The sequence below is a fragment of the Paenibacillus periandrae genome (assembly GCF_022458865.1).
GTDB lineage: Bacteria > Bacillota > Bacilli > Paenibacillales > NBRC-103111 > Paenibacillus_S > Paenibacillus_S periandrae.
Genome location: NZ_JAJNMU010000019.1, coordinates 180800 through 202997, shown reverse-complemented (window position 1 = coordinate 202997; position 22198 = coordinate 180800). Strand labels below are relative to the sequence as shown.

General features: G+C 46.0%; 17 protein-coding genes. 2 read left to right on the top strand and 15 right to left on the bottom strand.

Annotation, left to right across the window (positions count from 1 at the left end; translation table 11 throughout):
• Positions 1–6 precede the first annotated feature (6 nt).
• The 9 genes from LRL21_RS29540 to LRL21_RS29500 all read right to left on the bottom strand — a co-directional run bounded on the left by LRL21_RS29540 (position 7) and on the right by LRL21_RS29500 (position 12513).
• Positions 7–846, bottom strand: a complete 840-nt coding sequence (locus LRL21_RS29540) for a carbohydrate ABC transporter permease (RefSeq protein ID WP_240419367.1) — start codon at positions 844–846, stop codon at positions 7–9.
• 24 nt (positions 847–870) lie between these two features.
• Positions 871–1755 (bottom strand): carbohydrate ABC transporter permease, encoded by an 885-nt coding sequence (locus LRL21_RS29535; protein ID WP_240419348.1) that lies wholly within the window; start codon positions 1753–1755, stop codon positions 871–873.
• 499 nt (positions 1756–2254) lie between these two features.
• Positions 2255–3361 (bottom strand): oligogalacturonate lyase family protein, encoded by a 1107-nt coding sequence (locus tag LRL21_RS29530; protein ID WP_240419347.1) that lies wholly within the window; start codon positions 3359–3361, stop codon positions 2255–2257.
• A 38-nt stretch (positions 3362–3399) separates the two neighbouring features.
• Positions 3400–5154 carry a hypothetical protein gene (locus tag LRL21_RS29525; protein ID WP_240419346.1) on the bottom strand — a complete coding sequence of 585 codons (1755 nt, stop codon included), beginning with the start codon at positions 5152–5154 and terminating at the stop codon, positions 3400–3402.
• 23 nt (positions 5155–5177) lie between these two features.
• Positions 5178–6752 (bottom strand): extracellular solute-binding protein, encoded by a 1575-nt coding sequence (locus LRL21_RS29520; protein ID WP_240419345.1) that lies wholly within the window; start codon positions 6750–6752, stop codon positions 5178–5180.
• 60 nt (positions 6753–6812) lie between these two features.
• On the bottom strand, positions 6813–7709 hold the full coding sequence (locus LRL21_RS29515; protein WP_240419344.1) for a carbohydrate ABC transporter permease: 897 nt from the start codon (positions 7707–7709) through the stop codon (positions 6813–6815).
• A 13-nt stretch (positions 7710–7722) separates the two neighbouring features.
• Positions 7723–8697: an ABC transporter permease gene (locus tag LRL21_RS29510; protein ID WP_240419343.1), complete on the bottom strand. Its 975-nt coding sequence runs from the start codon at positions 8695–8697 to the stop codon at positions 7723–7725.
• Positions 8698–8767: 70 nt separating this feature from the next.
• Positions 8768–11086, bottom strand: coding sequence for a helix-turn-helix domain-containing protein (locus tag LRL21_RS29505; RefSeq protein ID WP_240419342.1), 2319 nt, complete (start codon positions 11084–11086; stop codon positions 8768–8770).
• A 164-nt stretch (positions 11087–11250) separates the two neighbouring features.
• A complete protein-coding gene (locus LRL21_RS29500) occupies positions 11251–12513 on the bottom strand; it encodes an MFS transporter (protein WP_240419341.1) in 1263 nt (420 codons plus the stop codon).
• 596 nt (positions 12514–13109) lie between these two features.
• Here LRL21_RS29500 and LRL21_RS29495 point away from each other — a divergent pair.
• A complete protein-coding gene (locus LRL21_RS29495) occupies positions 13110–14099 on the top strand; it encodes a cation diffusion facilitator family transporter (protein ID WP_240419340.1) in 990 nt (329 codons plus the stop codon).
• 50 nt (positions 14100–14149) lie between these two features.
• Here LRL21_RS29495 and LRL21_RS29490 read toward each other — a convergent pair whose 3' ends face one another.
• The 5 genes from LRL21_RS29490 to LRL21_RS29470 form a co-directional block, all read right to left on the bottom strand.
• A complete protein-coding gene (locus LRL21_RS29490) occupies positions 14150–15274 on the bottom strand; it encodes a glycoside hydrolase family 88 protein (RefSeq protein WP_240419339.1) in 1125 nt (374 codons plus the stop codon).
• Positions 15275–15328: 54 nt separating this feature from the next.
• The gene (locus LRL21_RS29485; RefSeq protein WP_240419338.1) at positions 15329–16387 is read right to left on the bottom strand and encodes a LacI family DNA-binding transcriptional regulator; all 1059 of its coding nucleotides are present in this window, start codon (positions 16385–16387) and stop codon (positions 15329–15331) included.
• A 146-nt stretch (positions 16388–16533) separates the two neighbouring features.
• Entirely contained in the window at positions 16534–17298 is a 765-nt protein-coding gene (gene sdhB, locus LRL21_RS29480) for a succinate dehydrogenase iron-sulfur subunit (RefSeq protein ID WP_240419337.1), read from the bottom strand.
• A gap of 2 nt (positions 17299–17300) precedes the next feature.
• Positions 17301–19061 carry a succinate dehydrogenase flavoprotein subunit gene (gene sdhA, locus LRL21_RS29475; protein ID WP_240419336.1) on the bottom strand — a complete coding sequence of 587 codons (1761 nt, stop codon included), beginning with the start codon at positions 19059–19061 and terminating at the stop codon, positions 17301–17303.
• A gap of 17 nt (positions 19062–19078) precedes the next feature.
• Positions 19079–19732, bottom strand: a complete 654-nt coding sequence (locus tag LRL21_RS29470; RefSeq protein ID WP_076232342.1) for a succinate dehydrogenase cytochrome b558 subunit — start codon at positions 19730–19732, stop codon at positions 19079–19081.
• Between the two features lie 264 nt (positions 19733–19996).
• Here LRL21_RS29470 and LRL21_RS29465 point away from each other — a divergent pair, with 264 nt between their 5' ends.
• Entirely contained in the window at positions 19997–20896 is a 900-nt protein-coding gene (locus tag LRL21_RS29465) for a LysR family transcriptional regulator (protein WP_240419335.1), read from the top strand.
• Here the strand turns inward: LRL21_RS29465 and LRL21_RS29460 are convergent.
• Positions 20880–22145 carry a cation:proton antiporter gene (locus tag LRL21_RS29460; RefSeq protein WP_240419334.1) on the bottom strand — a complete coding sequence of 422 codons (1266 nt, stop codon included), beginning with the start codon at positions 22143–22145 and terminating at the stop codon, positions 20880–20882. The two genes, LRL21_RS29465 and LRL21_RS29460, sit on opposite strands and share 17 nt — an antisense overlap.
• Positions 22146–22198 lie beyond the last annotated feature (53 nt).

Here is a 22198-nt window from a genome sequence, read left to right as displayed (position 1 = left end):
AAACCCTTATCCTTTAATCCCCGTAGTGGTTATTCCTTCCACAAAATATTTTTGGGCAAGGATAAAAATGATAAAGCAAGGGATGACCGACAATAGCGACATTGCATACATGGGCCCCCATGTAACAGCCGAGGAGTTGTCCAGAAATAAACGCAAAGCGAGCGGCACCGTGTACTTCGCGGTATCGGTCAAATAAATCATTTGTCCCAAGAAATCGTCCCAGGTCCAGATAAAGCTGAATATCGCTGTCGTGATGAAAGCTGGTGAACAGAGCGGAAGTACAATTTTAAAAGCGATCCCCGGTGTAGAGCAGCCGTCTATCTTGGCGGATTCGTCCAAATCTCGTGGAATGCCACGAATGAACTGAATGATAAGGAACACAAAAAACGGGCTTACCGCCAAAAAATGCGGAACAATCAGCGGCAGTGTCGTCCCTACCCAATCAAAATATTTAAACAAAATATATTGCGGCACTAAAGTAACCTGTGCAGGAAGCATTAAGGTCAGCATCAAAATCGCGAACCACATGTTCTTCAGTGGGAAGTTAAGTCTGGCAAAGCCAAAAGCAACAAATGCGCTCGATATTAATGTCCCAATTACGGAAAGAACTGCGATGAAAAAGGAGTTGTAAAAAAAATGAGCAAAGCTGAAGCCAGGAATCGCTGTCCAGCCATTGGAGAAATTGTCCCAATGAAACTCACTTGGAATCAAATTCGCTTTAGGGATATCCTCATTTGATTTCAGAGAGCTCCCCACCAACCAGAAGACAGGGTAAATCATCACGATACTGCACAAGGTCAAGAAAATATACTGAACTAGATTTTGTCGTTTCACCCTAATCCCCATCCGATCCATATAATTAAATGTTTGTTAAGTCTCATAGTGAACCCATCGTTTGGCCGACCAGAAAATCAATGCTGTAAATACGGCAATAAACATAAGCAGGATCCACGCTAAGGCACTGGCATAACCCATGTTAAAGTAAGCAAATGCTTTCTGGTATACGTACAAAGCATATACCAATGTCGAATTGATCGGCCCGCCTTTAGTGACGATGAACGCTTGCGTGAACATTTGAAAACTGCCAATAATTTGCATAACCAGATTAAATAAAATGATGGGGGTCAGCATGGGAAGCGTAATCGCAAAAAACGAACGAATCTTGGAAGCTCCATCCACAGAAGCAGATTCGTAAAGATCCCGAGGAATTTGCTTCAGTCCAGCCAAAAAAATAACCATCGAGGATCCAAACTGCCATACGGCCAACAAAACCAATGTGTATAGTGCCGTCCCTGGCGTATTAATCCAGTCGATACCTTGAATCCCTACAAGGCTCAATAACTTGTTGAGAAAACCATCAGCACCAAACAGGTTTCGCCATATCGCTGATATCGCTACGCTGCCTCCGATCAGAGAAGGCAAATAAAATATCGCCCGGAACACAGACATACCGCGTATCGCACGAAATAGAAGCATAGCTACCATTAAAGCAAAAAATAATTTCAGTGGTACTGAAAGCACTACATACGTGAAGGTTACCTGCATCGCCTTCCAAAAATCTTTATCATCTGTAAAAATTTCATGATAATTCCCAAAACCGATCCAGGTTGGCAGCTCCAGCAGGTTGTACGCTGTCAACGATAAATAAAAGGATTGGGACATCGGCCCAATCGTGAGGACGAATAGTCCCAGCAGCCAGGGAGAAATGAATACATAACCCCATATGGGTTCAATAAATCTGTTGAATTTTGCCACTCCAGTTCACTCCCTATCATTTGATCTAGTAGTTTTATAATCAAATGTTAGCTTGAATAGCCGTATTAATAAATGAGGGAAATCTATAAATAATAATACAAATATACAGTGTTTCGGGGTTAATCACCCATTGATAGAGGAACAACCGATCTGCTATCAGTATAATTTGTCGAAAATTTATATAATATTACCTATTTTTGTAATTTTGCTACTATTATATTAAACTATGGAAAGGAGGCGATGGAATGATGAGGAAAAGAACCTGGTTACTCTTTTTGCTGCTTTGACTTTATTTATGGTAGCGCTTACAACAGCTTGGGCAGATGGTCGATACAATTGTCCTACTTGCACCTGCAATCAAAGTTCTCCCTGATTCAGCCTGGATAGACAGCCCGACATAAAATGATCATAGGAAGCACAAATAGACTGTTCCTTGGCTGCATGCAGCTGCGGGAACAGTCTATTCATTTAGTTAATCCACTCATTAATCACCTGGCTTCTAATCCAGGTCTACTTTATAAATACATGGAATCCCTTCCATATCGGATGTGAATATAATAAATGTGCCATCCGGTGAAAAGGCCGGGTGTGGATGCGCATCCTGCGTATTGCCATAGCTTTTCCAGCTGGTTCCATGAGAGCACAGCTTATATTCCTTGCGCTCCTGAACATCAACAAGATAAATAAAATGCTGTTCGGGAAGCTGCCCGTCCCCGACAATTCGGGAATGATCATGATTAGATATAAAATGACAATATTTGGATGAATCCATCCATATTTCCTCTTCCAACGTATCCGGGTCCATAAAACGAATACTTTCGTGCCATTGATAATCTTCATGCCGATATACAAATGCGAATTTGGAGCCGTCTGCGAGCCAGTATTCATGAGTGATCAATTCCTCATGAGTTTGCTCCTTGGCACAGCGCAGGTTTGTGCCATCAGCCTGAATCAGCCACAGCCTTGCATCAATCCGGTTACCGGGCCCCTCATGGCAAAATAATATCGTCGACGGATCATGGGGACGAATTTGTGGATGTCCCAGCCAGCAGTTCAGCTCCTCATGGACGATTCGACTCGTCTTTTGCTCAATATCGATATACATGATTCGGCAGTGCGGCTGCTTCGCCCACTGTAATTCAAAGGTGGACCAATCCCCTTTGCTGGCAATTATGTCACGATCATTCATTTCGACAAGCACTAGATAACGATCGCCCGAGCTTATCCCATTTGGTGTCCAACCCGCTTCAGTTTCGTAAAAAACCTCATCTTCCAATGTAGCCATATCCATGCGGATTAATTGATGCTCACGGCAGTATATGAGATAACGATCATCACTGGTAAGACTGCAGCCGAAATCTTGAACACCTGCCCCTTCCGTTAACTGAAGAGCGGATCCATCCTGCAAATCCATACGATACAGGTTGCGCTGCCCATTTCTTTCGCTGGCATATATGAGATAACGATTATCATTCGTTATCATCTTGTAATAGAAATAAGGATGATGATTCACTTGCTCAGGTGCAGTAAGCCGTGTCAATGTTCGACCCGTGTATGAATCGGTAAAGCTGTGAAATTCATTGTGTATGATGGCGCCTTTTGCCATTCCAATACCTCCCTGCCCATGATAGGACCTTGCAAGATTTACTTGGATCTCAGCATCTGCTGCTTCTCAGTCGGCTTAACCGGCAGGTGCAGCTGCAGCACAGTACCGCCAGTCGAATGATACTCGGCGTGAACCTCCCGGTTAGCGCCCTCTTCAGAACCATCATCCTTACGATCCACATAATTGGCTGTTGCATCCAGCTCGCCACTGTTTCCTTCGGTTAAGCGAAATGCGAACATAAGCAGCGCCTGCTGGATCTCGATAAACGAGAACCGCTTGCTTTCCCCCGCATAGATGACGTAGTCCACGCACAGCTTATTTGGTTCACTAACCAGTTCCCATGCCGGCTGCTCCCCATCAAATGCTGCAAACAATAACCTCACCCGCATCGTCTGATCCTCAATTCGAACGGACACAGACTCTGTATCAGCAGCAAAATCTTCGACTTCAATACCCTCCAGGCTTCCGCCAATTTCAAATCGAAGCCGCAGATCGGCTGCTTCAATCGTTCCGTCAATGGGATCGAGACCAATGTGGGTATCCCCGCCATTCGTGCAGAAGCCGATACCGAACAGCACATCACCTTGATCCTGCACACTGGAGTACACCGCAGATGAATAGTCGTAGCCATCGTGCAACAACCGCAGATGCATGTAGCTGAAGCTATCGCCGTTTCTCACATAGCCAAGCAGGTTGCGGCGCTGATTCCACATCACATCCTTGCTAAAGGTGCCTATACTAACAGCTCCACTCATATAAGTGGTGGCAATATTCAAGGCATGGCCTGCCTCGTCCTTTTGAATAACCTGCCGTTTCGTAGTGGTTTCGGTATGCTCGAATGCAGATAAATATGCCTTGGGGCAATGAATATCATTCCCATACCAATCCAGATTGTAGATGATGTCCTCATTCGGTTTCAATGAGAGCGTGCCACCGCTAGCCATTTGCAAAAATGACAGCACCTCCGGTGTCATTACCGTACTGTAGCTGCGACTGTGCGGTCCCGACCATTGGCGACTTGGAGCATGAAAATGCTCGGCCGTCATACGCCATGCCACATCCAGCATATCGGCACTGAGCTGCCTGGCTTCCTCATTAACCGTTGCCGTGTGTATGCTCGCCAGCTCCTGAATCGCGACAATCGTATAGGTCGGACTGTTGAACTCCTGAAAAGTACCCAATGCCTTCGTGTAATCACTGAATTTGCGCAGCCGCTCAAGTCCATACTCTGCATACGGCTTATGTCCGTACAGCTCTCCGGCAATTAGAGTTACAAATGCTCCCATAATCGCGATATTCGTGTAGCCGGGGCCTACATCGCGCTTCATAATCGCATCGCAGGCGCAATATACAGCCTGCTTAATCTGCTCCCTCAGCGTAGGGCTGAGCAGGTCGGCATGACGCTGCTCAGCTAACACAAGTCGTTTTCCGCAAAAGTCGGCCCAGTTCCAATCCGGTGGCGCCATCATCTCAAGCGGCTCCTCCATAAACCACGACCATATGCCATAAGTGGAGTGCTCCGGGTTCTGATCCTGTAGACCGATCACCTTGCTGAGGATCCCGGATGCACGCTCTGTATATTCTGCCTGCCTGCTGTCAAGCAATCCCAATGCGTATACCAGAGCAGCAAGTGTAGGGTGGGTATACGCGACATTTTTCAAGGTGCTGTGGTAACCAGGCGTATGGAACGGCTTGCGCACCATCTGCACCTCTGGGTTATATTGTCCGTGCCATACATCCAATTGTTTAAGCAGCATTTGTTTATGATCCAGCACCATGGTCCCTTTGAACACTCCTTTATTCTAATAATCAGGCTTTACTTGCCTTTTAAATTTTTCTCGTACCATTGCTGGGCTAGCTTATCGACATTATCACCGCCCAGACGTTTCCATTCCTTGCGCAGCTGTTCAATCCCCCACTGAGCATTGTATTGATTACCGCCGGTGATGACCTTGGTTTCGATCTCCTCAGCCAGTGGCGTAAACGCTGTTGCCGTTTCACTGAGCTCAGGGAACGTAGGGTTAAACGGGATATCCCTTCTAAACTTATTTTTCATAGCAACCTTCAACGATTCACCCTGAATCTTGGCGTATTCCTGTGATATGGCATCCTGTGCGGCCATCACGGCAAAGTCCTCCGGCTTCGGACTGTATTGGTCCAATACTGCGTATTCAGGGGCATATAGCAGCTCTTTTTTGTTTTTCTCGGCATCAATCGCTTGTGGCACACCATTAACCAGCTTATAATGAACGCCCTCTTGGCCGAATCTGACGTCGAACCAATTTTTATCAATCATCCAATCCAACAGCTTCACGGCTGCTTCCGGATCCTTCATATTTTTGTTAAATACGATCAGCTTGTTCGCAGGCGGCTCCTGAAACAGTCCGAACTTACCATACTTCGTGGACACAGGCTCCAAAGGAACCAGCTTGGCATCCGGTACATTTTGCTTGAGCTCACGATATTCTGCGCTAATATTCCAGCTCGCAAAGTACACACCGGCTTTCCCTGTCACTAACAGCTGCCTTTCCTTTTGGTAGTTCTTATCGGTAATATATTCCTTATCGACCAAGCCTTCATCAAACATCGTTTTCAGCAATGACAATACATCTGTATACCGGTCAGTAAAGTTTCCTTTAACCATCTTGTCATTTTCCAGGTACCACAGTCCGCTGTGCGCAGCAAACATCGCTTGAATAATACCGGTGTAATTAAAATTAAAAGCAGCGCCTAGCGTATCATTTTTCCCGTTGCCATCGGGATCCTTATCCTTAAACGCCCGCATCACCGTCATCAGCTCATCCATCGTTGTCGGGGTTTTCAAACCGAGCTTGTCAAGCCAGTCCTGACGAATCCACATCGCATGGTTCGCTATCGCATCGACACCGCGCGCACTGGTAGCAATATAGGTTTTACCATCAAACATCGTATACGGCTTCAATTCCGGGTGCGCTTTCAAATAATTTTTGTAGGAGGTACTGTACTTTTCAATATAATCGTCGATTGGCTGAATCGCTCCCTGATCCTTCAGCGTCGACATATAGTCACGGCCAAATTCCCACATCAGGTCCGGCGCCTCGCCTGCAGCGATTAACGTATTCATCTTTTGCGTGGATTGCGTTCGTACGACAGGCACCCATTTGACATTGATACCTGATTTTTCATTGATATACTTGGTGACACGGTTGCTTTCATAGGTTCCTTCGTCGCTGGCCACCTGTCCACGATCCAGGATCGTAATGCTGACCTCCTGCTTTTTCTTTTTATCGGCCCCATTTGCTGCCGTATCCGTCTTCTTGTTGTCTCCTCCATCCGTACTGCATGCAGCGATCGGCACGATAGCCAAAGCGCCTGCCAGCATAAGAGCCATGTGTTTCTTGTGTAACATCATGATTTCGCCTCCGTTTGTTGTATGTTTGAGCCTTGCATGACTACCCTGCTGCGATCTGGATCAGCCTTTAATCGATCCGATCAATACCCCTTTGACAAAATACTTTTGTAAAAACGGATAAATACACAAAATCGGAGTGACAGATATAACGATGGCTGCCGCACGTATGCCCTCAGGTGTAACGAGATTTTGCATCGTCGCTCCCTCACCACCGCTTGTGGCGTTCGCATTGAGCAGATTCTGGCTTGTTGTATCAATCATTTGCAGCAGCTTGACCATGAGGGACAGCTTGCCCGAGCTCGTAATAAACATCAGCACGTTCATATACGAATTCCACCAGCTCACCGCATAAAATAACGTGAGTGCTGCAATGATAGGCATCGATAGCGGAAGAATGATTTTCCAAATAATGAACAGGTCATTAGCACCATCGATCGCTGCCGACTCTTCCAATTCCGCAGGCAAATTTTCAAAAAACGTTTTCATGACGAAGAAATTGTACGTACTCAACAGCCCTGGAAGCCATAATGCCCAATACGTATTCATAATCCCCAATGTCTTGATCAAAATATAGTTCGGAATCAGCCCGCCACCAAACAGCATCGTGAAGGTAATCAGCATCAGAATCAAATTCCGCCCCTTCAACCGTTTCCTGCTGAGCGGATAAGCGGCAATAATCGTTGCGATAATATTAAATAACGTTCCGAGCACTGTGATTACTACCGTATTTTGCATCGCCTTGAACAGCTGGCCATCATCAATCAAATTCGAAAAAGAGGAAAAATTGATTTCCTTAGGCCATAAAAACACTTCACCGGACATCACAGCGCGCGAACCGCTCATCGAGGTAGCCAGCACGTGGATGAATGGAAACAAAGTCATCATAGCCAGCAGGGCCATTAGCGTATACAACGTGCCGTAGAGGATTCTTACCTTCATTGACTGTCTGCCTATCACCTTATTTCCCCCTTTACCACAGCCCGTTTTCACCCATGGCTTTAATAAATTTGTTCACGCTTACAATCAAGATCAAACCGATAATCGATTGAAACAGTCCGAGAGCTGTCGTATAGCTGTACTGCATGCCTTCAAGTCCAGCGTGGTACACATAGGTGCTGATGACATTGGATACCTCATATACGGCTTTATTTTGCAAAATATAAATGTGCTCGAAGCCGACATCCATCATCTGTCCCACGCGCAAAATCAGCAGAATGGCAATCGTACTGCGGATTCCAGGCAGCGTTACGTGCCAAATTCGCCTCAGCTTGTTTGCTCCATCAATTTTGGCCGCTTCATACAGCTGAGGATCGATACCCGCCATAGCCGCCAAATACAGGATCGTTCCCCACCCGGCATTTTGCCAAATTCCTGACAAAATGAACATGATCGGCCACCAAAAGTTGCTCGCCATAAAGTAAATCGGCTCAATCCCGAGCAGCTTGACCAGCGCAATGTTGACGACACCTGTAGAAGGGGACAACAGCGCAATTACGATACCTCCCAGCACAACCCATGAAATAAAATGCGGGATGTACAGCAGGTTCTGGATCGTCCGCTTATACCATTCTACACGGACCTCATTCAAGATAATGGCCAATACAATAGGCACAGGAAAAGCAAACACAATGCTGTACACATTCAGCAGCAGCGTATTTTTCAATACATTAAAGAAATCCGGACTCGTAAACAGCCGTTCAAAATGCTTGAGCCCTACCCATTGGCTGCCCCAGATGCCATCGGCGAACCGATAGTTTTTGAAGGCAATGATCTCTCCGAACATCGGCGCGTACTTAAAAGTAAAATAGTAAGCCAATATCGGAAGCAGCAGCAGGTACAAATATTTATCCCGCTTGAGATATTTCCATGCCAGCTTCATTCGAGTCGGCTGCGCCGATTGATGTAGACCCGCTTCTGCGGACGCCCCGCCGATTTGTGTTTTCAAAGCTGCACCTCCTTTCTGTTCTCCAGGATTACACCCTCATCGTAACGGTTGATGCTCCATTTGAAAATGTTCACTTTTTATCCTCTGCACCTTTTTTATGGTTTTCCCTGAATTCTCCTGGTGTTTGCCCCGTATATTTCTTGAAAATTCGTATATAGCTGTGGGTGCTGTTGTAGCCGACACTCTCTGCTATCGTATTGATTTTCCGCTTCGGATCCATCAGCAGCTCCTTCGATTTTTCCATCCGGATTTGAATCAAGCTGTCCATAAAATTCGTTTCTGTCGTTTCCTTGAACAGCTTGCTTAAATAAGGAACACTCAGCCCGAATTGGGAAGCTAGCAAATTAAGCGACAAATCGCTGTCCATATAATGCTGCTCCAAATACTCCTGCACCTGCTTGATGGTATCATTGGTGCCTCTGCTTGAGCGCTTCTCCTCGGTGTGGACAATCAACTGCTGCAGGAACGCAGCGATATAGCTTTTGATATCGTCAACGCTTACGCAGGACTCAATCCGGTTATAAATATTTTCCTTCGGATCGAGAAATTCCTTGACCTCCATGCCTTTATCCGAGATCACCTTGATCGATTTCATAATCAATTGGATGCACATCTGCCTGATCATTTCTGGCGGTACATTGCTGGCGATAATTTCGTCAAATATTTTCTCCACCTGTAAGCCTGTCTTCACCTTATCCGTTTCCTGAATAAAGTTAACGACGGCATCGCTCATACCGGAAATCCGATAATATTTGTCGTTGAGATTGTTGCCTGCAATATCATCGATCGATATAACCGTGTTATCACCCATAACGAGCTTATATTTTAGCGCGCTCAACGCTTCCTGATAGGAAGCATGGATACCATCCAGATACAGATGAGGACGACCGATACCAATCGTAACGGTCTGCTTGAAATGACCTTCAACATAATCCTTCACCAGATCGGCTACTTGCAGTGCCTGAATCTGGTTGCCCTGGGCATCGTCCTCCTCGAAGCTCATAATGACAGCAACCCTGCCGTCCGTTAATTCCACCGATACACCCTTACACACGCCGTCTACCAATTCCTCAGCCACATTGCTAATGGCATAGGTGAACAAATACACATCACGTGACGAAGCAATATCCTGGATGCGGTCCAGCTCAATAGCCATTACGACAAAATGGACAGGGCTCAGCTCAATACCAAGCGTATCAAAATACGGCTTCATCCGGTTGTAGTTCGTCTTGTCTCCCATCAGCAGGCTCATAATCAAGCGCCATTTCAGGGCTGGCAGGCTCTCGTGCATCTGCTTTTGCAAGGATTCGTTGTCAGAAATAACCTGCTTGAAAAATTTCTCCATATACGTCAAATCTCCGGCTTGACCCAGCTTCTTCTCCGTAAACGAACGGAAAAAGCGCTCCAGGGGACGGAATGTATAATTGCTAACAGCAAATACAATCACGATCGCCAGTACAAACATGCCTACCGCGACAGCCAACAGCAAATTGCGAATGATTTCCAGCGGACGGTTCATCTCTGGGTTCGGTATGATACTTACATATTTCCAGCCGTTGTAGGCAGACGTCAAATAAAAGGTCGTGTAGCTCCCGTTGTCCGTACTATGAGTCACATAGCCGCTGCCCGATAATTCACTCAGTGAAGGAGCCGACTTGATGCTGCTCACATGCTGGAACAATTGCTCCTTGTTTTGTGAGGAAATAATAATTCCCTGCTCATTCATGACCATGGTTTGCCCGACCCGCTGCTTATCGACATCCTGTATCAGATTGGAGATCGTGCTCTCCTCGATATTGACGATAATCGCCCCTTTACGAAATTGCGGCATACCGATCAAAGGAAATGAACGAACCAAGGTAATCACATTTTTTTCAAGCAGCAGTCCGGTGTTAATCTCCGCGATTTTTCTCGTATCCAGCCACTGCTGGTACCCTTTCATCGACATAAAAGCATCCTTCCACTTCATGTCATAAAAATCCGCTTCATCCGAAAACATAGTTCCGGTCAGCAGGCTTTTGCTTTCCATCGAATACAAATAGAACGAGGAAATATTGCTGTTAGCGAACATCAGCGTCTTGAACCGGTCATTCAGCACCCGAAAATGATTAAAGCGCAGCTCATCATTCAAGTAACGGCCGTTCAGAAAAAAAACAACCTCCGGCTCCTGAATAAAATTAATCGTGTTCGTATCAATTTCCCTCAGCATCATTTCAATCTTTTGCTGGGTCAGGTTCAGCAGTGCAATATTCGTGTTGCGCAGCTGCTCCTCCAGACTGCCCTTGGAGCTCAAATAGGATAGCCAGACGGTCGATGAAATGATCAGTAAAAAAAACAGTCCGTAAATAACCTTGAATCTTGCAGAAATACTTCCCTGTAACAAGCGCATGCGGTCGGCTCTCCTTAGAATAAAGTGGGATTGAAATCGAATGGACAACATGTAGTCACACCTGCGAAATGCCTCTAGACAAATTTTACCTTATACTAATAATAGCATTGACATTTCATACAAACCATAGTTGGATTTTCACGAGTCCTTCAACATTTCAACTCTCACGACAATTCCCGCGACACTCCATGGCTTTGCTTCATTCTATTCGCTTTATATATGGTATAGTAGGCTGCAGCCGAATAAGCAGTTAAACCGATATCAACAGCTATAAGCAAATCATAATTATTAAACAAATCGTAGTTAACGCCACCCAAATACCCGGAGAAAACACCACCCAGATGATGAACAAGGATCAGCACGCCCGTCTGCAGCCCTATCGATTTATGGGAAGCCTTCATAGCTTCTGTAGCTACAAGAATACCACCAGGAATAGCTCCTAAATAGCTTGCGCCAAACAGCAGAGCAAACAGGATCGGTGACCATTCAAAGTGCATCATTAAAAATCCAAATGCAATAATTCGAGTGAAATATAAAATCGATAAGGCTAACAATCTGTTGATACGATCAATCAGGAATGAGAAAAATAATCCTCCCGCGATTTCCAGCAAGCCCAGCAAGCTCAGTGAAGATGCAAATACGGTCTCATGTACATGGGCAACCTGCTGAATGGCAATAAAATGCCTCTCAACCGTTCCCATATTAAAGCCGCACGTAAACAAAGCAATCATGACGACGACCAAGGTAGGATTTTTGCAGTACTGAATGAAATTAGGAATCCATCTTTTTGCATTTTCCAACAGCTTGAGCTCTTTGGGAGCTTGCTTATCCTGAAGCTGCTCGGCCTCGGCACCCTGCTCAACACGATTCGTACGGACAAAAAAGAGGATAAACAGGATCGATCCCCAACCGATAACAAATAAGATCCAGTACAATTTCGTCCAGCTTAACCATGCCTCATAGTAAACAAAAATAGGGGTCAATACGGCAAGTCCCAGAGAGCTTGCACTGCTTGCAATCATTAAAGCCTTGGCTCTATGATTTGTAAACCAGTCCGCTACCAGAACATAAATCGAAGATGCATTCATTCCTCCCAAGCCAGACAGGATGCCGAAGCCGATAAAATAGCCTGCTGGAGTATTTGCATATAACACGGTTAGTATGGCGATGTTGCCTATAAGTCCTGTGAGCAGCATGATCTTTTTGTATCCGTATTTATCTACCAGCCAACCGCCGATAGGTGCGCATAGTGCCGAAATCAACAGGTTTACAGACCACGTTAAGCCAAGAAAAGCTCTTCCTACACTTAAATATTCAGAGATATCATTCTGGTAATAAGACTGGACAAACCGACCGATAGATCCAAAAAAACTGAACAACCACAGTAAAGCAATCAGCATCCATGCATAATTTTTTTCCTTCAACATGTTAGACTCCCCCTAATTGGCTTAAGTTCTTAGCACGTATTTCGAAGCTTAGCATTTTGACCGAGGGACGTAAATCGTCCCGTATAGACATTTTACGTCCCACAATAACAAAAAAATAATGAAGCTTAGCTGCTTATGTGTGTTTCTCTAATATGAACAATACCTTAAATCGGGAATAGTTACAATATAAAAATGAGCCATCGGCACCTATTTTTTTCCACTTCCAGACAAAAAAAAGAGAGCCGCCAACGGGGCGACTCTTCAAGTGTTTATATTAAAAAGGGGGTCTTGTTTATTATAATACACGACGAAGATGTTAAAACCATAACAGATATATTTCAGTTGTGTAACAATTTTGAAAGCGCTTATTAATCAGGTTAAGTAACGATAGGTAATTCAAATGTTTTGCCATATTCTATTAGCAAATTTGAAGTATTTGATAGTAAAATGGAGTAAATCAATGATAAAACTTCTCAAATCAATGATAATTACTATCAAAACGCTGATAAACAGTATCAATTAAAGTATTTGCCAAAATTCCGACCTTGACGTATAATCCATCCATAGGTTACTTATTCGTTAAGGAGGCGTGCTTCATGTATGATTATCATCATCTGGGTCATGTAAAGGAACAATCCAAATCCAAAAAAACATTGTGGCTTACCCTTATATTAACTCTTTTCTTCACTATCGTCGAAATCATTGGAGGTCTTCTGTCCAATTCCCTGGCCCTGTTATCTGACTCCGCCCATATGATCTCTGATGTATTGGCGCTTGGACTCAGTATGATTGCGATCTATTTGGCCACACATCCACCGAATGCCAGATTTACTTTTGGCTATTTGCGGTTTGAGATTGTGGCTTCTTTCCTGAATGGGCTCGCCTTGGCCATTATCTCCGTCGGGATATTTGTTGAGGGTATCACGCGCTTTATCCATCCCCAACCGATTGACTTTAAGCTGATGCTTGTCATATCTTCCATCGGTCTGGTTGTCAATATCGTACTAACGGTCATCCTGAGCCGCAGTATGAAGGAAGAAAATAACTTGAACATCCAGAGCGCATTGTGGCATTTTATCGGCGATTTGCTAAGCTCGGTTGGTGTTATTGTATCCGCCATACTTATTTATTTTACTCAATTGCAGTGGTTTGATCCGTTAATCAGTATTTGTATCGGCGCGATTATTTTCATGGGCGGCTTGAAGATCATTAAAGCTTCTTATTTAATCCTGATGGAATCCGTACCAACGCAATTTAATCTGGATGAAATCCGTGCTGCGATCGGACAGGTGGAAGGTGTTGAGGACGTTCACGAAATGCATTTATGGGCGATTTCATCTGATCATTACTCATTGACCGCTCATGTATTCATCAACGATAACATTCAGCCATTTTGCATCATACTAGCTATTAACGAAACCTTGAAGGAGCATTACGGGATCACGCATTCCACGATTCAAATGGAAAATGCCAATATACATCCTCACGGAGAGTATGGCAAGCAGTTTTTACTGCATCGTGAAGAGGAACGAGCAGAGGTGGAATTAGCCCATCACAATGAAAAAAGGAACCTCACCCCCACTTAAATAAGTAGAGCTGAAGGTCCTTTTTTACCCTTCAATAATCTTGAATTGACTTATCTATCGTACCAGTAGCCCTGAATACCTTTTTCCAGTCGAACCAATGCTTCCAGGTAATAATAATCTCCCCAAATCACATGATCATCCGGTGCATGACCACTGCGAACGCTGTAGGAGCCACGATCCAGCAAGCCCTCTGCATCCGGTTGTCCAATTGTTGCATAGCTGTTGACCAGACCCTTCATCGAGCGCTGCAGCCCATCCTCAAATAAAGCACGATCTGGATCGTCCGCTTCCAAATGCGTCAGCAATTCAAGAAGGCCTGCTGAGGTAATCGCCGAAGCGGAGCTGTCACGTTTCGTATCAGCATTGATGGGAGCGTCGAAGTCCCAGTACACAACATCATCCTCCGGTAAACGTGCCAGAAAGTACTTTGCCAATCGTTTGGACGTTTCCAGATACAACGGATCCTTTGTATAACGGTAGGATAAGGCAAAGCCATAAATACCCCAGGCTTGTCCGCGAGTCCAGGTAGAGCCGTCCTTATAGCCCTGATGCGTGCCGCCTCGCAGGGATTCCCCATTCTCCGGGTCAAAATAAAACGTGTGATACGAGGAATCATCGCCACGAACCAGAAAACGGCGCGATTTATCAGCATGCAGGACAGCAATCTCCTTGTATTTCTCGTCGCCCGTTTGCTCATAGGCCCAATACAGAAGCGGTAAATTCATCAAGCAATCGATAATGATCCGACCGCCATTTTGCGGATCGCCTTCAGGTCCCCAGGCTTGTAAGTATTGTCCCTTTGGTCTCCAACGCGCCAGCAGAACATCCGCCGCCTGAATCGTTAATTGCTTCGCGGCTTCATCGCGTTCAATAATCCATTGCGCTTTGGAAGACAGGGAATAGAGAAAGCCAATATCATGATGATCGAGCTTGGTGTTTGATTCCAGACGACCGCGGAAGCTGTCTACCGTTCGAAGGGCAGCTTCTTTAAATACGGGATCACCCGAGTACTCATAGCACAACCACAAAATACCGGACCAAAACCCGTCCGTCCACTCATCATTCGGGTTCAGGTCATATTTCCCATTGCTGCTGACATGCGGGAATAAATCGCCAAACCGGTTAATATTTGCTCTCGTTTTAACCAAAACATCTTCAATCGCTTTCTTCCACATCCACTATCACACTCCCAGTTTGATTTATTTTATTAAACAGGTACTATAGTTGATTCAACTTTTGCTTGAAGTCGACAGTCGTGGCAGCATGGCCATAGGAATACGCAGCTCATGCTCAATGGAATCGGGAAGTGCGGGAACCCCTTCATCCGTATCCGGCTCCTCACCCAATTGCCGAAGCATCAGTGTTATGGCGTATTGCGCCTGCTGGCTGTATGGAATATCGAGTGTTGAGATAGGCGGATAACAGGCGCTGGAAACAGGATCATTATTGATTCCAAAAATTTTGTACTGCTCAGGAACCCGATAGCCTTGCTCCTGCACCGCTGACATAAAACGAAGAGCTGCGAGATCGTCAAATGCCAAAATACCGATAGGTCCCTTTCCCCCACTGATTTCCTGCGTCTGTTTCACAAGCTCCGACATCGGTCTATCTTTCAGGTCCACAATTCCAGAAGCGACAGATTGTGTATTCAGCTCAGTTAATCCCTGCAGAAAGCCCTTTAAACGCTGCTCATTCGTAGCCTTGGAGCGTACGGAGCTGAGATAGACCAATGCTTCGCAGCCTTGTTCGACCAAATGATGGACAGCCTGTACACATCCATCCGCGAAGTTAAGATTCACAGCGTGAATGGCGATGTCCTGCGGCCAATTCCAGGCATTAAACAGCACGAGCGGTGTTCCGTCGCCGACAATTTGACGGGTCGTATCAGGAGTCATTGCAAGCCCGTGGCAAAACAGCCCATCCACTCTGCGCTGTAATAAAACCTCCAAATGGCGTTTCTCCATATCCGGATCAAAGCCCCCGGCAGAGAAAACGGACATATGATAACCGAAGCGATGCGCGGTCCGCTCCATTTCTTCAGCAAAACGGCCATAATAAGCATCATAGTTCGGTATCATCAGCCCGAGCTCGAAGGATTTCCTGCGGCTCAGGTTAGCCGCCATCACATTTCGTCGATACCCAAGCTCCTCAGCGATCTTTTCAACCTTGCGAATAGTCCCCTCCGACATCGGAACCTTGCGACGGTTAAGCACATTGGATACGGTTGCAATGGATACACCTGCCGCATCCGCAATATCGACAATCGTGATCTGACGATTTTTGCTCAATGAACCACCCCTAGAACCTAAAATTTAAACGTTTAAATAAATTGTAATCATAAAACGTCTATTCGTCAATATTTAAAATAACGCGAGGATAATGTAAAAAAGACCCCTTCATCACGGATGAAGGAGTCGGTCTGTGAATACTACCTTTATAGTCCCAACCACTTGGCAAACAAATGTTTGGTTGTATCTTTGTTCATAGCCGCAATAGAAGTGGTGAGCGGGATTCCCTTCGGGCATGAACGCACGCAGTTTTGCGAATTACCGCAGCCCTCAATGCCGCCATCCTCCATCAAGGTGTCCAGACGCTCTTCCGCATTCATCTCACCTGTCGGATGAGCATTAAACAAACGAACCTGGGAAATGGCAGCAGGTCCGATAAAGGACGTTTTATCATTCACGTTCGGGCAAGATTCCAGGCATACCCCACAGGTCATGCATTTGGACAGCTCATAAGCCCATTGACGTTTGGATTCAGCCATCCGCGGTCCTGGTCCGAGGTCATACGTACCATCAATCGGAATCCATGCTTTTACTTTTTTGAGTGCATTGAACATCCGCTCGCGGTTGATAACCAGGTCACGAACAACCGGGAACGTACTCATCGGTGCGATACGTACCGGCTGTTCCAGCTTATCCACCAATGCTGTGCATGCTTGGCGCGGCTTACCGTTGATGACCATTGAGCAAGCTCCACATACTTCCTCCAGACAGTTCGATTCCCAGCATACCGGTGTTGTTTTGTCACCCTTGGCATTGGTAGGATTACGCTGCACTTCCATCAGGGCACTGATGACGTTCATATTAGGACGATATGGAATTTCGAACTCCTCAGTATAAGAGCTGCTTTCCGGAGAATCCTGACGGGTTACAATGAATTTCACTTTTTTGTTAGCTGTATTCGTCTCAGCCATGATTAGTGTCCTCCCTTCTTCTTATCCGTCGAATAGTCGCGTTTACGTGGCTCGATCAAGGATACGTCAACATCTTCATATTCAATGGTTGGGCCGTTTGGAGTCCATTTGGCTTTCGTTGTTTTCAGGAAACGTTCGTCATCACGCTCGGTGAATTCCGGTTTATAGTGAGCGCCGCGGCTCTCGTCACGCATTAAAGCTCCCAAAGTCATCGCATGTGATAATTCCATCATATTCCACAATTGGCGGGTAAAAGCTACACCCTGATTGTTCCAGCGCGCTGTATCCGTCATGCTGATATTTTGGTAGCGCTGCTTCAATTCGTTGATCTTGTCCAAGGTTTCCTGCAGCTTCTTGTTGTAACGAACAACCGTCATGTTGTTGGTCATCCATTCGCCCAGTTCCTTGTGAAGCACGTAAGCATTTTCCTTGCCTTCCATTTTCAACAGGCTCTCATACTTATCCTTCTGCTTTTTCAGGTCCCGATCAAACACAGTCGTTGCAACATCTTCTGTGTGCTTGCTCAAGCCTTTAATATATTCGATAGCCTTTGGACCTGTAATCATCCCGCCATAAATAGCGGACAACAGCGAGTTGGCACCGAGGCGATTGGCACCATGATACTGATACTCGCACTCGCCACAGGCGAATAAGCCGGGAACGTTGGTCATTTGATTGAAATCGACCCACATGCCGCCCATGGAGTAATGAACCGCAGGGAATATTTTCATCGGGATTTTACGCGGATCATCGCCCATGAATTTTTCATAAATTTCAATAATTCCGCCAAGCTTAACATCCAGTTCTTTTGGATCCTTATGGGAAAGGTCAAGGTATACCATGTTTTCGCCGTTGATGCCGAGCTTGTCGTCTACGCACACTGCGAAGATTTCGCGGGTTGCAATATCACGGGGAACCAGGTTACCATAGGCTGGATATTTTTCTTCCAGGAAGTACCAAGGCTTGCCGTCCTTGTAGGTCCAAATCCGACCACCTTCACCACGTGCAGATTCTGACATCAGGCGCAGCTTGTCATCTCCCGGAATCGCCGTAGGGTGAATCTGGATAAACTCGCCGTTTGCGTAATAAACACCTTGCTGATACACCGCACTAGCCGCTGTACCTGTATTAATAACCGAATTCGTTGATTTACCGAAAATGATACCAGGACCACCTGATGCCAAAATAACCGCATCTGCAGGGAAGGACAACACTTCCATACTGCGCAGATCCTGAGCAGTAATACCGCGGCATACGCCATCGTCATCGATGATAGCTCCAAGAAATTCATAATGCTCATATTTCGTTACAAGACCTGCGGTTTCCCAGCGACGAACCTGCTCATCCAATGCATAGAGCAATTGTTGTCCGGTAGTTGCTCCGGCAAATGCCGTACGGTGGTATTGGGTGCCTCCAAAGCGGCGGAAATCCAATAAACCCTCTGGTGTACGATTGAACATAACGCCCATACGATCCATTAAGTGGATAATACCAGGTGCAGCATCACACATTGCCTTAACAGGCGGTTGATTGGCGAGGAAGTCTCCTCCGTATACGGTATCGTCAAAATGCTCCCAGGTGGAATCGCCTTCGCCTTTTGTATTAACGGCGCCATTGATTCCACCTTGCGCACAGACGGAATGTGAACGTTTAACAGGAACTAATGAAAACAGGCTAACGTGAACGCCTGCCTCAGCGGCTTTAATGGTGGCCATTAAGCCGGCCAAACCTCCGCCAACTACGATTACTTTTGAATTAGCCATTGCTGTGTATTCCCTCCTTAACCTTTAACCGGCATCGGCAGATTTTGGAACTCAGGACTTAAAAATGCGGTCAAAGACATGATGAACATAATTGTCATCAATACGAATACGCCCATCCATACAAATGTAGAAATTTTTTGCGCCCGCGGTCCGACAGTGACTCCCCAGCTAACCAGGAATGACCACATACCGTTACTAAAATGGAACACCGCAGCCACAATCCCGATACAGTACAATACAAAATTGATCGGATTGGTTGCAATATGATGCATTTGCACGCCGATTTGCTCCTGCGGCAAGCCCAATGTAATTTGAAAGCGTGTTTGAAAGAAGTGCCATGCAACGAACAAGAACGTAATAACCCCTGTCACGCGCTGCATAAAAAACATTTGATTGCGGAAATATCCATAGTTAGATACGTTATTCCGTGCCGTATAAGCTACATATAAGCCGTAAATGGCATGGTACAGCAGCGGAATCCAGATTCCTACAATTTCGAGTGCTAATGTGAGAGGCAGATTGTGCAGAAAATCCACATGCTCCAGGAATGCCACATGTCCGCCTTTTGAAGCGGAGTAGTTGGTTATTAGGTGTTCGATCAGAAAGAATCCGACCGGGATAACACCAAGTAATGAATGCAGCTTACGATTTAAATACGAATTTCGAAACATTAGAATGCGTTCCCCCCTTAAGTAGTAAATAGCCGTGTTCACACCATTGTCAAAACCATATTTCATTGTACCCCCGCAAGAAACAAGCGTCAACAAGTTCGCTACGCCTATTTTCCATGATTCGACAACGTTTTATGCAGTTATAGACAAATTTTGTGAAGATTACGTGACCTATACATCGTACTCCTTTAGTGCTTATAATGGAAGTGCCGATTTTTTATAATCACTTATGTGTTATAAGCATAACAGAAAGCAGGTTATTGGATGTTTGAGAATATCGATATCTTCGCCATTGTCGTCGAAATGGAGAGCTTGAATAAGGCTTCCCAAACGTTAAATATTTCACAGCCGGCCTTATCGAGAAAAATTATGCGTCTGGAGGAGGAGCTCGGAATCCAGCTGTTTCACCGCAAAGGCAAACGGCTGGAAATTACCCGTGCCGGACAAATCTGCTATGAGTATGCGTTGGAGCAGCGCGCTATGGGGCGCAAGCTGCAGCGTTCTCTGGAGGTATTCAAAACGACTGATAAGCCCTCCAGTATTATTATCGGGGCCAGCCTCACCACACTGCAGTCCACCTTGCCTGATCTGATTACGATTTATGCCAAGGACTACCCGCATACCGATATTAAAGCCATTACCGGAAAAACCCATGAGATCGTCCCGATGGTCAAGGAGCGCAAGGTGGACATCGGCCTGGTGGCCTCCAAGATTGAGCACCCCGGGCTGCAGTGTATTCCGCTTTTCGATGACCGTCTATGTATTGTGCTGCCGGATAATCATCCTTTTGTGGATAAGGCGACCATCCATATCGAAGACCTGCACGAGCTGCCGATGATATTATTTTCACGCGGCACCTGGTATCGGATTCTGATGGACGAGCTGTTCCAGCGTTATTCGCTGCATCCTGATGTCAAAATGGAGATCGATTCCTTCGAGGCGATCATTCGTCTCGTATCCACCTGTAAAACCGCGACCCTGCTGCCCGAATCTTACCTTCGCCGTCATTTTCTGGAGGAAAACGAGCTGGTCGTCCGCTTCATCCCTGCTCTGGATCAAACAACAAGAACGACCTCACTGCTGTTCACAGAGGAAGCCGTTCATCATCCATCGGCACAACGGTTTATTGAAAAAGCCAAAAGTCACTTTAACCGGAGTGATTGAGCTCCTCCGAATCTGTAGCCGTATCAGTTTCAATGACTCCCAGCTTTCGGGCCACGTAGGCCGTCGTACCTGCCTGCAACAAAATCGTGAAGAGCACAGCAAGAAATGTTACCGAAGCTATCACATCCGCATACTTCACGCCAAGACCAACCACCATACCGGATAAGGCCGCAGGAATGACTCCGGTCTCACGAACCCAGAACATGAATACGAGCTCTCTCCAGGTCCAGCGTGCCTTACGGTCCGGCAGCGCCGAAGCCAGTACAGTTAACGGACGTGCAATAAATATGAAAACAGCGATGACCCCGAGGCTCGGCCACAGATTAGCCCAGATTACGCCAAAATTCACCTGACTGCCAAGCATAATAAATATCAGCATCCGCATGATAACGGTTATATTTTCACTAAAATGTCCCATCTCTTGATGCTTGTCCTGTAAATCCAGCTTGAAAATATGCACATTTCCCCAAATGAGCCCTGCTGTAAAGGTAGCCATAAACCCGCTGACATGAATCGTTTCACCCAGCAAATAAGCAGCAATAGCTGTAACCACCATCGCGATAGTGGCGTAATCCCGCATCCACCCGAGCTTGCTATGCGCCGTAATATAAACCAAGATGAAACCTATTGCAGCCCCTACCAGAATACCGCCAAGCGCGGTAACCAGAAACTGCATAACACTTGCCGATACAGAGATCGCCTGTCCTCCGATGATGACAGCCAGTACGGAAAACGTCAGAATCGACCCGGTCGCATCATTGAATGCCGATTCACTCTCAACCGTTTCTCTCACCTTGGTACGAATCCGCACCTGCTTGAACACGGGGATCAGCGTTGCCGGGTCAGTAGATGAAATGATAGCCCCAAGCAGAACTGCGTACAATACAGGCATGTCCAGCAGCCAATGTGCGGTCACAGCGACAACCCCGCAGGTAATCAGCACACCGGGTACGCTTAGCAATGTCAAGGTCAGCCACACTTTTCGAAGACCGGACAACCGGATATTGCGACCGCCATCAAATAATATCAAGACTGAACCCAAGGTTAATATAAACTGATTCGTAAACGAGCTACTGGTCTCCGTTACAAGATGCAGGCCCTGGCCCACGACCATCCCGGCAATCAAAAATAAAGCGACATCCGGAAGCTTCAGCCAGGCGGCTAATTTACCGGACAGCATACCCATGCCCAATATAAATATCAATAAGAACAATACATGGTAAACCAGCTCACTGACCTCGTTGTTCAACTCAACACACTCCGAATCTGATTCACAAGGCTATCAACATGCCCTACAAGCGA